This is a genomic window from Micromonospora sp. ABR4_055 (assembly GCF_056160425.1).
Window position 1 is genome coordinate 1 of sequence record NZ_JBSWXD010000173.1, and the last position, 12,847, is coordinate 12,847.

A 12,847-nucleotide genomic window follows, 5' to 3' on the forward strand; every position below is an offset into this window, starting at 1 on the left:
GATCTGGCACAACAACAAGACCGGCGCACCCGTCACCCGGTCCCTGATCGCCTACGACCACTGACGGGACTTCGGAACAACTCGTCTAGGCACAGGTCTCTTCCGAAGAGCTGGTTGCCTCGGAACCGGTACTCCATGCATGGTCGGCGGCTGCTCCGATCGCGCGCCACGTGTGGCCGTCCGCCCGCCACTGCCGGACTTGCCACGCCATGTCCGTCGTCAGGATCAATCCCCACGCCTCCAGCACCTGCCGAACCTACGCCTAGTGTCCTGGCCTGTCCCCCCAGCCGGCGTTGTCTGAGCGGGCCGGCAGCTGCCGCTGGACATGTCGAACCGTCCCTGCGCCGGTCCGGGCGGTCGAACCCGTATGGACAGCTTTTCCGCACCGCAGGTCGCCTTGAACCAAGGATCGGGGCTGTCCGCCCGACGGGCGTCGACCATGCCGACAAACGCAAAAAGGGACCGGCTTCTTCCTCGACGAGCCACTGGTGGGCTGAGCGATCTGTCTGCTCAGCCCACCAGTGTGACGATCTATGGGCGTTCAGCCCGGCCGGCGGCTCCCCCGGCCGGTGGGGCGCTGCCGTCGACCCTGTCCCCGTCTTCGCCGGGCGGGTCGACCTCCAGGAAGCCGAAGAGCCGTCCGATCACCTGGAGCGTCTGGGTCGGGTAGCGGTCGGCGAATCCCCGACAGATCGCCGGCTCGGCCTCGTCTACTGCGTAGGGCAGGGTGTCGTGGCAGATGATGTATGACTCGTTGCGGAGTGCGTTGGCTACCAGGTCACGTAGGTGGCCTTCGGCGAGGTGCATCGGGTTGCCGGGTCGGAAGATGCACGTGTCGCACTGTCTGGACAGCAGTCGGGACTTGCGCAGTACCGGATCACCGACGCTGAGGGCGGGAGCCTCGTCGTCTGCCCCGTCATCGGCGTCGGCGAGCCTCAGCGCGTGGCTCGGCAGCCGGCGACCAGGGCCGTCTCTGCCTGGCCCTGGTGGTGGCGAGTCCGTTTCAGTGAGGCGGTCGAGCCATCGGTGGACCATGTCGACGTGGTGACGTCGCAGGCCGGCGGCGCTGTCGACCGGAACCAGGAGAGTGTTCTTGCCGTTGACGGTGCGGTCGGCGGCCTCGTCGGGATCCCGCCCGCCGAACTCGTCGTCGAGGACGGCTACCGGTCGAGTGCCTACGGCTTGGTACAGCGGCGCGAGCTTGAGCTGGTGCCCGAACCGTATGCCGCTGCCCTGTTCGAGGTCGATCACGGGCAGGTTGTCGGGTAGTCCGAGTCGAGGCGCGATCCAGGTGGCGGCGAGCGTGCCCCAGCTCGTGCACCAGACGAGGTCGGCACGTTGGGCCAGCTCTTGCAGCCAGATGCCGTGGTCGAGGTGCAGCCACACTGTGCCCGACACCGGTCGGCCGGTGGGGTCGGGACCGTCGTACTCGTGGGGCTGATAGCCGAGCTGACGGGCAGTCGGTGGGTGGTCGGGTTTGAGCACGCCGTCGACGTCGACGGCGACCACCGGCATGAGGCCGGCGGGCTCGGAGCCTCCGCGTGGCGGGTTCATCAGGCCTCGATTCCGGTGTGGGCGGAGCGATACAGCGGCAGGAAGTAGGGCAGGTCGTAGCGATCGACGAATACCGCGTCGGGAGTCGGCGAGGTGGAATCGGCAGACATGACTATTCTTTCAGGTGAGAATGGCTCTTGGGATAGGCGCGATGAGTGAGGAGACGGGCCGCACGTGATTGACGCTCACGGTCGCGTCACGGACAAGTCGCGCACGAGCGGGCGTCGGCAGGGTGCGATTCGAGTAGCGAGCCTGGATATCGGTGATCCACCAGCGGCGCGTAGAAAGCGGGAACGGCCACCGACGGCGTGTCGTCGGAGCCGTCCCCCCTGTGCTCTGTGGTGCTGCGGCCCCGCGCGGCGGGGCGGGTTCAGGCACTGGTCAGGGCGTCGATGGCTGCGTGGCCGATGAGGTTGATGCAGGTGGTGGGGTCGTCGACGGTGATGGTCGTGGTGTGGTCGTAGACCTTGGACGGCCAGCGTTTGTTGTCGGGTGCGAGCCAGAGGATGGCGCAGCCGGTGTTGTGGAGTCGGGTGATGGCGGCCTGGCTGTGCTCCGGGTTGACGTAGTGGCCGTCGGAGGCGACGACGAGCAGCCGCGCGGTCCCGGGTGTGGACAGGTGCAGGAGCCGGTCGATTTCGGTGACGGCCTCGACGAAGCGCTCCATGCCCGCGTCGGCGTGCATGTCGCGGACCTTGGTGGGTCGGCGACCGGGTGGGATGAGGACGGTGACCCGGTCGCCGTAGGCGAGGGTCGCGCTGGTGGCACCGGCGCGGGTGGCGGCGTGGGCGACGATCCACGCGGCGGAGGACATGGGGGCTGCGAACGCGTCCATCGAGCCGGACGCGTCGATGAGGATGCCGACGGCGAGTTCGGGGTCGGGGACGGGGCGTCGTACGGCGCGCTGCCAGGGCTGGGCGGTGGGGATGGCGCCGGCCGCTCGTTGGGCGGCGAGGGTGACGGCGGCGCGGGTGTGTAGCCGTCCGGGTGGTGCGCTGCTGGGTTCGAGGGTTCGGGCGGGTTCGCGGTGGCGGGCGCGGCGGAGCAGGGCGGTGAGCCGGTTGGCGGCCTGGCGTTCGGTGTCGCGGGCGTCGCGCTCTTGCCAGGTGATCGGTGTGTCGGTGTCGACGTGGATGCCGGGTCCGCCGCCGCGGGGTGCGGTGTGTTGGGGTGTGTCGGAGGGGTTGGTGCCCATGGCGTCGATCGGGGTGGCGATGCCCGCCGCGATCGCGCTGGTGGCCGCGTCGTCGGCGGGTAGGCCTGGGTTGATGGTGGGGTCGATGCCCAGGAGGCGGCACCAGCGTTCACCGAGGTCGGTCATGCGGGTGGTGTCGGTGTCGGCGACGGTGTGGGCTTCCCGCCAGATGGCGCGCAGCCCTGTGAGGAGGTTGCGGCCGAGGACGTTGGTGATGGCGCGTCGTGGCTCGCGGACGTCGGCCGGGTAGAGGATTTTCGCGTCGACTCGGGCGAGGAGCAGTCCGGCGGCGTAGGCGGCACTCCATGTCGTGTCGGTGGGGGTGTCGTCGGGAACGATGAGGCTGGTCGTGGCGCGGCGCAGCCACCGGCGGTCGCGGCGCCGGGCCGCCCGGTAGCGCCCCTCGATGCGGGATTCTTCCAGCAGGAGCGCGGCTTCCCGGACGACGGGTGGCACCGACGGTGGTGGGGTCCAGTGCGAGTGGATGACGTGGGCGACCTCGTGCAGCAGGACGCCGTAGGCGGCGGGGACCTTCGACCGGTGTCCGGGGCGGCGGGGGTCGGCGATCTCCGGGTCTCCGATGAGGTCGGCGTCGACCTGGATTTCGGCGGTCGCGGGGTAGCTGAAACCCTGCGGGCCGCCGCTGGCGGGGGTGACGGTGACGGAGGCGTCCGGACGGCCGGTGAGCCGGGCGGCGTGGGTGGTCCAGGCCGCCGACCACGGACTCCAGGGCGAAGCCGGCGCCGGGGCGACGCCGGAGGTGCTCAGGTGCGCGGAAACGCTGGTCATGACGGCCTGCCCTACTTTTGCTTGCCGAGGGTGAGTGGGGTGATGGCGGTGCTGCGGTAGGCCCGCTGGAGGGCCTCGATGACCGCCTGTCGGTCGGGTTCGGGGGCGATCGCGGCGAGGTTCGCGACGGCGGCGTCGAGGCCGAGGGCGTTGGTGACGCGTGTGAACGCCAACAGCTCGCGCAGTTGGGGTGCCCAGTCGATCTCGTGTCTGCGCATCCGCGCGTTGAGGGCGATCGCCGCGTCGACGGCCCCGTTCGGTACGCCGAGCGAGCGGGCGAGCTGCATGTCGGTGGTGACCTCGATGTGCACCGCGAACCGGCTGGCCAGGGCTTCGGTGAGGATCGCGCCGTGCACGCCGGGATTGTGACCGGCGCAGACGAAGAACCCGGCGACGGCGGTCACGACCTCGTTGTGGTGGGCGGCGATGGTGATCGTCGCCCGGCCGTCCATCGCCGGGTACAGGGCGGCGAGGACGCGGGGTGGGATAAGGGTGGCGTCGTCGATGAACAGGGCACGTCCCTCACGCATCGCGACGACGAGCGGGCCGTAGCCGAACTCGAAGCCCCCGTCGGGCAGGGGGACGTAGGTGCCGATCAGGTCTTCGACGGTGGTGTCGCCGTGGCCGGCGACGGTGACCGCGTCCGGGTAGGCGGCCTCGATGAGGCTGGTCTTGCCGGTGCCGGGCGGCCCGTAGAGCAGGACCGTGACGTTGTCGCGGCGCAGCCGGCGCAGCACCTCGACGTCGGTGCTGTCGCCGAGTTGTCGGGGCAAATACCAGGAACCGTTGGGGCGTAGGACGGCGCCGGGACGCGGTGGAACCGGCCCGGTCGGGGTGGGCGCCGGCCCGGTCGGGGTGGGCGCCGACGCGGCGGGCGTGGGCGCGGTGGCTTTGGGGGCGCGGCTGGCGCCGGCCCCTGCCGTGTACGCGTCGATGCCCTCGGCGGTGATGGTGTACCGGCGGGGGGACCCGCCGGACATGGTGGCCCACTTGCGGTCGACGAGGCGGTTGAGGACGGAGCCGATCGCCCCGGACGACCGGCCGGGCAGCTCCCTGCCGAGGTCGCCGATGGAGAAGGCGCGGTGCGGTTGGGTCGCGAGCAGGGTCAGGACCGGCGCGAACATGGGGCGGGGCTTGGCCTTCTGCTTGGCGGGGCGGGCGGATCAGGAAATGACGTCGGGCGGGAGCCCGGCCGTCAACGGCTCGGTCGAGGGCTGCCGATGCTCATCGGCTCGTCTGCGGCCGGGTTGTGGCTTCGGGGTTCGGGGTGAGCAGGCGGATGCGGTCGCCGGCGTCGAGGAGCATGGCCAGGCAGGAGCCGCTGTCCCAGACGATCGACACCGTGCTGGACTCTCCCTGGTCGAAGGCCACCGTGCCCTGGTCGCCGGGACGCAGCCGGGTGTGCGGGTCGGTGGTGTGCTCGAGCGCGACGCGGTCGCCGCGGCGGTACCGCCGGTCGCGCGGGGCCGGCGGGGTGTCGGGGTCCAGCGGATGCAGGCTGTGGGGCAGCCACCGGTTGTGGACGGTGGCTTCGTACACCCGGACCATCTGCGCCTGCGCGTCGAGCAGGTACATCCATTCGGTGTCGCCGTAGCGTGCGTCGGTGGCGACGTGGCCACGAACCACCAGACCACGAACCACCAGTTGCTGGGTGGCCAGCGCGTGTCCGACACCGGTGACGGCGACAGTGGCGGCCGGGGGCCGGGGGTGCGTGCAGGCCGGGCACAGGCTGTGCCAGTGGTGGCTGAGCAGACGGTCCACCGTGGCGGTGGTGTCGCGGCCGAAGCGGTCCGCCCAGATGGCGCGGAGGGCGGCCACCGTGTCGGTGGGAGTTTTCGTCCGGTGCAGATAGCGGGCGGTGAACGTGCCGGCGGCGGTGATCGCGCCGACGAGCGCGGGTCCGGACATAGCGTCTTCCTCTCTTTCGATGATGTGGTGGAAAGGGGGGCGAAGGTGTGCCTCGGGTCCGGGCTGCGGACGGTGTGTAGGTGTGGCGTCCCGGGGTTCAGTCCCGCGTCGGGAGCAGGTCGGCGGCGGTGACCAGCCGTGGGCGGTGGTGCAGCGGGGTGTCGGCGGCCTCGGCGTCGCTGACCTCGCCGGTGAAGGGTTTGATGGCCTTCAGCAGGCGTGCGGCGGCTTTGCGTAGTACGTCCGCCGACGCTGTGGTCGACTGCGCGATGTCGCTGAGGCCTTGAACGAATGCCCGGCGGGTGTTTTCGAGGTGGTCGTTTTCCTTCTGCAGTCGCGCCCAGCTGCGTCCTTGGTCGACGGCGACGTCGTCGAGGTCCTGGCTGCGGGTGTCGGCGGGGATCAGCGCGATCGCGGCGTCAAGCAGCCGGTGGGCGTCGATGCGTTCGTGGTCGGCGCGGATCCGTTCCCGGATGGCGGTGTCGCGGTAGTGCTCGATGACGTCGGCGGTGGTGGGTCCCTCTTCGCGGGGGACACCGTCCCAGCCGTTGTCGTACCAGGCGTTCAGCCAGTCGAGCAGTTCGCGGACCTGCGCCCGGGTCGCCAGCACCGACTGGGACGAGGACTCGAAGTAGGTGCGGTGCCCGACGGCCAGGACAAGGTCGTCGGACAGGGGCGGATGGTGGCGGGGGCCGACGGTCAGCATGCTGTTGCCGACGTTGTGCAGTTCGAACCTGCTGGTGCTGGCGCGGCTGGAAATCCGGTCGGTGGTCATCGTGGTCCTTCCTGGGCTGGGTGGGCACCGTGCTGGCCGGGGCCGGCCGGCACGGCGCGCACGAACAGGGTGTTGATGGCGCGGTGGTCCGCAGACCCGGCGGCTGTGGGTGGGGTTGTCGTGTCGGCGTCATGCGACGGGTGGTGGGTGCGGTCGGCGGGCAGGTGCTGCCACGACCGCGCCAGTTCCGTGGGGTGGTCAGGGTCGGACGGCGTGGGCTGGTCGGTGCCGGCCGCGCGGTTGGTGGTGGCCGGGATCTGGCTGCCACGGACCCCGTTTGATGAAGCCGACGGGTTCTGGCAGGCGCCACCAGGCCGTGGGCATGACGTCGCGTCCGCCGGGGAGGTAGTCGTCGTCGATCACGGCCGCGTCACCTCTCCGTCCGCCGTTGGCGCCGGGTCGAGGTCCGGTGGCCAGATCGTGGGATGGCTGCTCCAGCCGATTTCCTCGCCGTAGGTCTCCGAGGAGCCGCAGATCCGGCACGACAGGGAGTGGTCGGTGCCGTACCCGGCCATCGACGGCAACCCCTGGTGGGCAATGTCGTAGCCGGTCGCCCCGCACACCGTGCACCTGGTGCCATCCGGTCCGTCGGGCTCGAATATGTCCGGTTCGTACTGGCGACGCTCCCCTGCTGCGCAGCGGGGCGGCAGGGCGGGTGGACTAACGTGACGCCAGGGCCAGCGGTCGTCAATGAGGCGGTACCAGCCCTCGGCGTCGGCGCAGACGCGCCGTACCTTGATCAGCGCTCCCCCGCCCGGTCGGGCCAGGCCGACAGGCCCGCCTGCCGCGTGGACCACAGCGACCTGGACGCTGCCACCGTGATGGTGCAGCGCCCAGCAGGTCGGCTTCCCATCCGGCAGTGGCGATGGCGCGCGTCGGCGTCGCCTCCGATTCGCGCCACCGTCTCCGCCGTGAACCGTCTGCGCCGCCGCGCCGTTGATGACGTGGAGTCCTCGGAGGTGCCACTCGTGTTCGGCTCGGGTCATCCAACCGGAGTCGCTCGTGAACAGCCGTCGCAGTGCTTCGCCGTAGAAGTCGTCCCCGGAAAGCACCGGTTCGCCGTCACCGTGGATCAGCATGGCCTGGATCCGCTGGAATCGGCGGCCGAGGTCGGCCCAGTTCGTCGGGTCCTCGAAGCCGCGAAGACTCGTGTGACGGTGGGTGGAATCGGTCATCGTCCTGCCTTCTCTTCGTGAAGCGGTGGAGGGGGGAGCCCAGGAGCTGGGCTCGCCCCTTCTGAGTGGTGGTGTCGACCGTCTTCGGTGGTCCACCGAAGTCGTGCGTCGTGCGGTGCCTCAGTGCCTGTTCGGCGTGATGTCGGTGGTCGCGGGCAGGTCGGGCACGCGCTGCCAGGCGCCGTCGAGCCACACCTGCCGGTGCGTACTGAACGAGTTGGTGGTGACGGTGGCCAGGTAGCGGGCGAGGTCGGTCCACGCCGCAGGCTGGTCGCCTCGGTCGAGGCCGGTGAGGGATTCGAGGATGACGAGGTCGCCGCAGAAGTCGCCGTCGTCGTCGACCGACCGGGCCAGGGTCGTGTCCGGTGGCAGCGCGGCGATCTGCCGCGTCAGGTCGTACTCGGTGACCAGGCGGTCCAGGACCTTTTCCTCGTCGGTGGGCTGGCGCAGGTAGCGGCACCTGAGCACGAACTCGCGCATGTCGCGCCAGCTGAACCTGGCCGGGTCGTGGTGGCGCAGCCAGGTCCCGCGACCGTTGCCCTCGTTCTCGACCCTCCCGACCGGCGTGCCATCGAGGCACAGCGTCGCGGTGAACGCGACCCCGTTGGCGGTCAGACGCTCGTGGAGGCTGGTGACGGTGAGCCGGTCGTGCGGCACGTGGAGCGGACTGTGCACCAGCGGGATTCGGGGAGGCTGTTGCGCCGCCGTCGGTGCCGCGCCGACGACGCGGTCGCAGTCGGCGGGGTCAACGGTGCGCCACTCCCACTGCCAGGCGCAGATCGTGTACCGGCCGTCGCCGTCCGGGCAGATCCGGGACAGCCCGTCGGCGTCGCCGTGGACGAGTCGCTCGTCCATGATGATCTCGTCGCCGGCGAAACGCAGCGGCGCGCACGCCAGGTCCACCTCGGCGTCGAGATCGGGCCCCCGCAGGCCCTCGGCGGTCAGTCGCTGCCGGGTGTCGCTGCGGAGGCGCTCCTGTTCGGCGACGATCACCTCGGCGACACTCCGGTCGCAGGAGTAGACCGCGTACTGTCCGTCGCGCCCTCGCTGGGCGTCGAGACGGCCGACGAAGCCGGTCGGGTAGCGGGTTCGGCCGTGGTGGTCGTAGGCCGCCCAGTCCCCGGCGAAGACGCCGAGGTCACCGACCATGACGTGCCGCGGGGCGAGGTGGTCGCCGGACACGGCGGGGTGCGGTTCGTTGGGTTGGCGGGTGTCAGGTGCTCGACCGTGGTGATCGGACACGCTTTTCTCCTTTCGCGGATGTTGCTGGGGTTGGTGGTGGCTGCGGAGGATCCCGCAGCGGGTGGCCACCTGCCTTGGGCTGAAGACCGGGACCAGCGCGTCGTCGGTCCAGGAACCGCCGAACGGCGCGCGGCGCTGACCTCGCGCGAGTGGGAGCGGCCGTTCTTTTCCGATGCGGGATGGCAGAGTCGTGTGGTCAGGGCAGGTGCACGATGTGGGTCACGCCGTCCGGGGCGATCACGTGCACCGAGCCGTCCGAGTGGGCGAGTGCGAGCAGGGTCGCGATCGCGCGCAGGCTGTTGTTGATTGCGTCGGTCTTGTTGTCGCCGGTGACGGCCAGGATCGTGGTGAGGGCGGCTGTCGTGCGGGCGGTCGCGTTGAACGTGACGCGGGTCAGCCCGGCGGCGGTGGCGTCTGTGGCCGTCGCCGCGGTGATCCGCTCGGTGTCGTTGTCTGCGTTCATGGGGTCTCCGGACAGGACGGTTGCGCGTGTCGGTTCGTGGACACGCGCCATTTCGGGGTGGGCGGGGAGCTAGGTGGCGGCGGTACGCGGCGTCAGGTGCGCTTTCTTTGGAGTGCCCGGCGCGGCCCTCGCCGCTGGCGCCGACGGCGCGGAGGCTGTCGATGACGGTCGTACCCGCCGCGGGTTTGTCGGTCCGGCACGGACGTATCGGCGCGAAGGTGTCATCGCAGGCCGGGGGGTTCGTCGGCGGTGGGATCGGGGTCGCCGGGTGTGGCGTCGTCGCGGCCGGAGACACCCCAGTCGATGTGGCTGTCGTGGCCGCTGGCGTTGACGCCGATCGTCACCGGGAGGGTGAGGCGGACGTCCTGGTGATCGGACACGCTGTTTCTCCCTTCTTCGCGGATGTTGCTGGGGTTGGTGGTGGCGGCTGCGGAGGATCCCGCAGCGGGTGGCGACCTGCCAGGGGCTGAAGACCGGGACCAGCGGGTCGTCGGTCCAGGTACCGCCGAGTGGGCGCGGCAGGGTCGCCTGGGAGCGGCCGTTCCAGGAGGCGGGGGTGACCTGGTAGGGATGGTCGTAGCTGGCCAGCGCGGCCGGTCTGTTGTCGGCGAGATCGGCGAGTGCGGCGGCGATGAGCGGCAGCGGGTAGCCCCACAGGGGCGGGTGGGAGGTGTGCAGTCCGGCCTCGGTGATCCACTCCCGGATCGGCCCGACGCCGTTGCGCAGCTCGTCGGGCCGGTATCCGGGATGGTCTTCGGCGGGCAGCGTCCACGGCAGGATGTGCTGGCCGATGATGTAGTGTGCGTCGAGGTTCGGCAGCAGCCGCCACGTCACCTCGTCGTCGGTGCCGTCGGGCCGTGTCTGGAGGCCGGGCTGGATCTGCTGTGTCTGCTCGTGTCCCGATCCGTTCCACCACAGGACGATCAGGACGTGGGCGGCGAGGGTCAGTATCGGCAGGCCGGTGCCGGGCAGCCGGCCCTTGTGCCATTGCCTTGTCACGTCGATGACCTCGTGCAGGACTTCCCGGTCGAGGCGGGCGACGATGACGCCGCGTGCCCACTCGGTGGAGCAGATCTCGGCCCGCCAGGTGGTGGGCAGGCCGGCGAGCCCGATCGTCGCCGGCCGCCACTGGTGTGCGCCGTGTCCGGTGGCGAGGTCTCCGGCGACGCCGAGGCCGGTCCGTGGCGGGACGTCCGCTGGCGCGGGTAGCCAGTGGCTGCTGTGCCGGGCCCAGCTGCCGTGCACGGTCGCCTCGTGGACCAGGACCGTCGGTTCGCGGTCGCCGAGCAGGTACAGCCACTCGGCGCGCGGCGGCACGCTGGCGTCGTGCAGGTCGAAGCGGAGCCTGGGCGGCGTGGGGTTCACCGGCCGGGTGTGGGTGTCGAGCGGGATCCAGCCGTGGGTCATGACCCGGTCGGTCATCAGCCGCATGTCGCCGTCGGCGCCGTCCAGCAGGCTGCGGAGGACCGGCAGCACGTGCTGGGGGTCGGATCGGTTGGGGATGGCGACGGCGGTGACCGTGTGCCCGTCGTCGTGGAGCTGCCCGATCAGGCACGGCGCGCTCGCGTGGTCGGGGACGGTGGGTTCGCCCGGGGTGTGGGGCATGGTGGTTCCTCCTTGGTGTGGGTGGGTCGCTGGTGGGCTTGTGTGCCTGCTCGGGCCGTGCGGGCAGGCAGGTGTCGGCGGCTCGATTCACGGGTCTGGTGGTGCCGGCCATCGCGGGTTCGAGCCGGCCGGTGGTGCCGCGACGCCGGTGAGCGGCGGACGGTTCAGCCGGACGTGCCGGCGGCTGTGCGGAACCGGACGGGCCTGTCGGGGCGGCGGGAGGTGACGATGCCGAGGTGGAGCTCGCTGCCGTCGGACAGCCGGATCAGCACGCCGCGGTTGAGGGGCCATGACAGCGGCGTCGCCGTAGGGCGATGTCCTTCCGCACGGGCACCGGCCCTGCGGTGCTGTCCAGCAGCACGGGCTGGCCGGGCTTCGTCGCAGGGTTCGTCGAGGTCATCGCCGGACAGGAGGTGTCGGAGCAGGCGCTCCAGCAGGTTCTCGTGGCCGGTGTCCTGGTCGGTGGTCACACGGTGCTCCTCTCGGGGAGGGTGTCGCGGTGGGAGCCGTTCGGTCGTGGCGCACGGCGGGGATGGGGCCGGTCAGGGTGGCGGCGCTCCGAGGGGTGCGTTCCGGGCGGCCATGAACGGCACCGGGTCGGTGGCCCCGCCCGGGCTGGCGTCGCCGCCGGTGTGGATCTCGTAGTGCAGGTGCGGGCCGGAGCTGTGGCCGGTGGAGCCGACCAGGCCGATGGGCTGGCCGGCGGCGACCTGCTGCCCGACCGTCACCATCGGGGCCTTGTCCATGTGGCAGTAGCGGGTGAGCAGGCCGCCGGGGTGGTCGATGTCGACGTACCAGCCGCAGCCGCGGGTCAGCGTGGGGTGGCCGTCGCGGTGACAGCCCCAGTCCGCGCCCGTGGTGGCGTGGACGGCGTTGCAGCGCACGGTGCGGACGGTGCCGGCTGCTGCGGCGCGGATGATCGTGCCGCGGGGGGCGGTGAGGTCGACGCCGTCGTGGCCCGGCCGGGACGGGCTGCGGAATGCGGATCCGACCGGGGCGTGCACCGGCTGGGTCCACGGGCCGACGGCTCCGCAGCCGGCCAACCCGTCGGCGGGGAGGCCGGCGGTGGCGGCGATCGCGGTGACCAGCTCGGCGGCTGGCCTCTCCCACTTGGCGTACGCGTCGGGGTAGGCGGAGGTCTGCACGGCTTGGGCCGCCTCGGCCAGCGGCATCGTCTGCCAGCCGTCGATCGTGACCAGCCTGTCGAAGAACTTCTCCGACGCGTGGACGGGGTCGTGGAGCTGGGTGGGGGTGCCCCAGCCTTGGCTGGGGCGTTGCTGGAACAGGCCGACGGAGTCCCGGTCGCCGCCGGCCAGGTTCCGCAGGCTGCTTTCCTGCATGGCGGTGGCGACCGCGATCACCCACCCTCGTGCGGGTACTCCCAGACGGGCGCCGGTGGTGGTGATCGCGGCGGCGTTGCCGACCTGGCCGCTGTCCCAGCCGCCGACGGCCGGCCACCGGGTCGGCCCGGTCGGCGACGAGGGGCCGGGTGTGGTGGCCACGGGGACACGGACACAGCCTGCGGCGGCGGTTCCGCCGGCGAGGGTTCCGCCGAGGCCGCCGGCGCAGAGGATGAACACGGCGATGAGCGCGACGGCGAGTGACAGCAGGGATCGGATGGTCATCGCGGTCCCCTGTCGTCGGGACCGGGGTGGCGGGTTTGGTGCGGTGGCGCGGCTCGGCAGGGCATGACGGGGGTCTCCTGGTTCACGGGTTAGCGGAGGTGGTGGACGCCGACCGGTTCGCCGTCGCCGCTGTGCACGGTGACCGTGTCGTCGGCGGGGTTGATCACGTAGATCCACGTCGCGACGAGGTCGACGGCGAGGCTGAGCGGGAAGACGGTGAGCGGCTCCGGGTCGGTGTCGTCGAGCGTCATGCCGACACCGCGAACGTGGTGCTGGCCGGCGGTAGGCCGCGGGTCCGGGGTGGGGTCGGGTCCGAGGTGGTCCCAGTCGTGGGCGAGGACCGCGTCGATGAGGGCGTGGGTGTCGCGGCGGGTGGTGGTGGCCCAGATCCGGCGCAGGTGTGGGATGACGGATGAGGGGTTGCCGTTGACGTGGACGTAGCGGGCGCGGACGACGGCCGGGCGGGCGGGGTCGGCCTGTCTCTTCTCCCCCCCTTCCGCTGCCGACGATCTTCTC

11 protein-coding genes are annotated in these 12,847 nt (G+C 71.4%); all 11 read right to left on the minus strand.

Annotated elements, in window-relative coordinates; genetic code table 11:
- Positions 1–531: 531 nt before the first annotated feature.
- The 11 genes from ACXAHD_RS27750 to ACXAHD_RS27800 all read right to left on the minus strand — a co-directional run bounded on the left by ACXAHD_RS27750 (position 532) and on the right by ACXAHD_RS27800 (position 12,331).
- Positions 532–1,554 (minus strand): HAD domain-containing protein, encoded by a 1,023-nt coding sequence (locus tag ACXAHD_RS27750; RefSeq protein WP_475054293.1) that lies wholly within the window; start codon positions 1,552–1,554, stop codon positions 532–534.
- Positions 1,555–1,924: 370 nt separating this feature from the next.
- Positions 1,925–3,538, minus strand: a complete 1,614-nt coding sequence (locus ACXAHD_RS27755) for a VWA domain-containing protein (protein ID WP_475054296.1) — start codon at positions 3,536–3,538, stop codon at positions 1,925–1,927.
- Between the two features lie 11 nt (positions 3,539–3,549).
- Positions 3,550–4,662 (minus strand): AAA family ATPase, encoded by a 1,113-nt coding sequence (locus ACXAHD_RS27760; protein ID WP_475054300.1) that lies wholly within the window; start codon positions 4,660–4,662, stop codon positions 3,550–3,552.
- A 100-nt stretch (positions 4,663–4,762) separates the two neighbouring features.
- Positions 4,763–5,446, minus strand: coding sequence for a DUF4314 domain-containing protein (locus ACXAHD_RS27765; protein WP_475054303.1), 684 nt, complete (start codon positions 5,444–5,446; stop codon positions 4,763–4,765).
- A gap of 97 nt (positions 5,447–5,543) precedes the next feature.
- On the minus strand, positions 5,544–6,221 hold the full coding sequence (locus tag ACXAHD_RS27770; protein ID WP_475054306.1) for a hypothetical protein: 678 nt from the start codon (positions 6,219–6,221) through the stop codon (positions 5,544–5,546).
- 359 nt (positions 6,222–6,580) lie between these two features.
- Positions 6,581–7,396, minus strand: coding sequence for a hypothetical protein (locus ACXAHD_RS27775; protein WP_475054308.1), 816 nt, complete (start codon positions 7,394–7,396; stop codon positions 6,581–6,583).
- Between the two features lie 120 nt (positions 7,397–7,516).
- Complete coding sequence (locus ACXAHD_RS27780; protein ID WP_475054310.1) at positions 7,517–8,638, minus strand: hypothetical protein; 1,122 nt, start codon at positions 8,636–8,638, stop codon at positions 7,517–7,519.
- 196 nt (positions 8,639–8,834) lie between these two features.
- Positions 8,835–9,101 carry a hypothetical protein gene (locus ACXAHD_RS27785; RefSeq protein ID WP_475054312.1) on the minus strand — a complete coding sequence of 89 codons (267 nt, stop codon included), beginning with the start codon at positions 9,099–9,101 and terminating at the stop codon, positions 8,835–8,837.
- A 69-nt stretch (positions 9,102–9,170) separates the two neighbouring features.
- Positions 9,171–10,706: a hypothetical protein gene (locus ACXAHD_RS27790; RefSeq protein ID WP_475054315.1), complete on the minus strand. Its 1,536-nt coding sequence runs from the start codon at positions 10,704–10,706 to the stop codon at positions 9,171–9,173.
- Between the two features lie 164 nt (positions 10,707–10,870).
- Positions 10,871–11,176 (minus strand): hypothetical protein, encoded by a 306-nt coding sequence (locus ACXAHD_RS27795; RefSeq protein ID WP_475054318.1) that lies wholly within the window; start codon positions 11,174–11,176, stop codon positions 10,871–10,873.
- 72 nt (positions 11,177–11,248) lie between these two features.
- Positions 11,249–12,331, minus strand: a complete 1,083-nt coding sequence (locus ACXAHD_RS27800) for a M23 family metallopeptidase (protein ID WP_475054320.1) — start codon at positions 12,329–12,331, stop codon at positions 11,249–11,251.
- Positions 12,332–12,847 lie beyond the last annotated feature (516 nt).

What these genes read in the sequence shown, in the direction of transcription:
- ACXAHD_RS27800 (WP_475054320.1), bottom strand. Translation starts at nt 12,331, where the DNA reads ATGACCATCCGATCCCTGCTGTCACTCGCCGTCGCGCTCATCGCCGTG.
- ACXAHD_RS27790 (WP_475054315.1), bottom strand. Translation starts at nt 10,706, where the DNA reads ATGCCCCACACCCCGGGCGAACCCACCGTCCCCGACCACGCGAGCGCG.
- ACXAHD_RS27765 (WP_475054303.1), bottom strand. Translation starts at nt 5,446, where the DNA reads ATGTCCGGACCCGCGCTCGTCGGCGCGATCACCGCCGCCGGCACGTTC.
- ACXAHD_RS27770 (WP_475054306.1), bottom strand. Translation starts at nt 6,221, where the DNA reads ATGACCACCGACCGGATTTCCAGCCGCGCCAGCACCAGCAGGTTCGAA.
- ACXAHD_RS27785 (WP_475054312.1), bottom strand. Translation starts at nt 9,101, where the DNA reads ATGAACGCAGACAACGACACCGAGCGGATCACCGCGGCGACGGCCACA.
- ACXAHD_RS27750 (WP_475054293.1), bottom strand. Translation starts at nt 1,554, where the DNA reads ATGAACCCGCCACGCGGAGGCTCCGAGCCCGCCGGCCTCATGCCGGTG.
- ACXAHD_RS27775 (WP_475054308.1), bottom strand. Translation starts at nt 7,396, where the DNA reads ATGACCGATTCCACCCACCGTCACACGAGTCTTCGCGGCTTCGAGGAC.
- ACXAHD_RS27755 (WP_475054296.1), bottom strand. Translation starts at nt 3,538, where the DNA reads ATGACCAGCGTTTCCGCGCACCTGAGCACCTCCGGCGTCGCCCCGGCG.
- ACXAHD_RS27760 (WP_475054300.1), bottom strand. Translation starts at nt 4,662, where the DNA reads ATGTTCGCGCCGGTCCTGACCCTGCTCGCGACCCAACCGCACCGCGCC.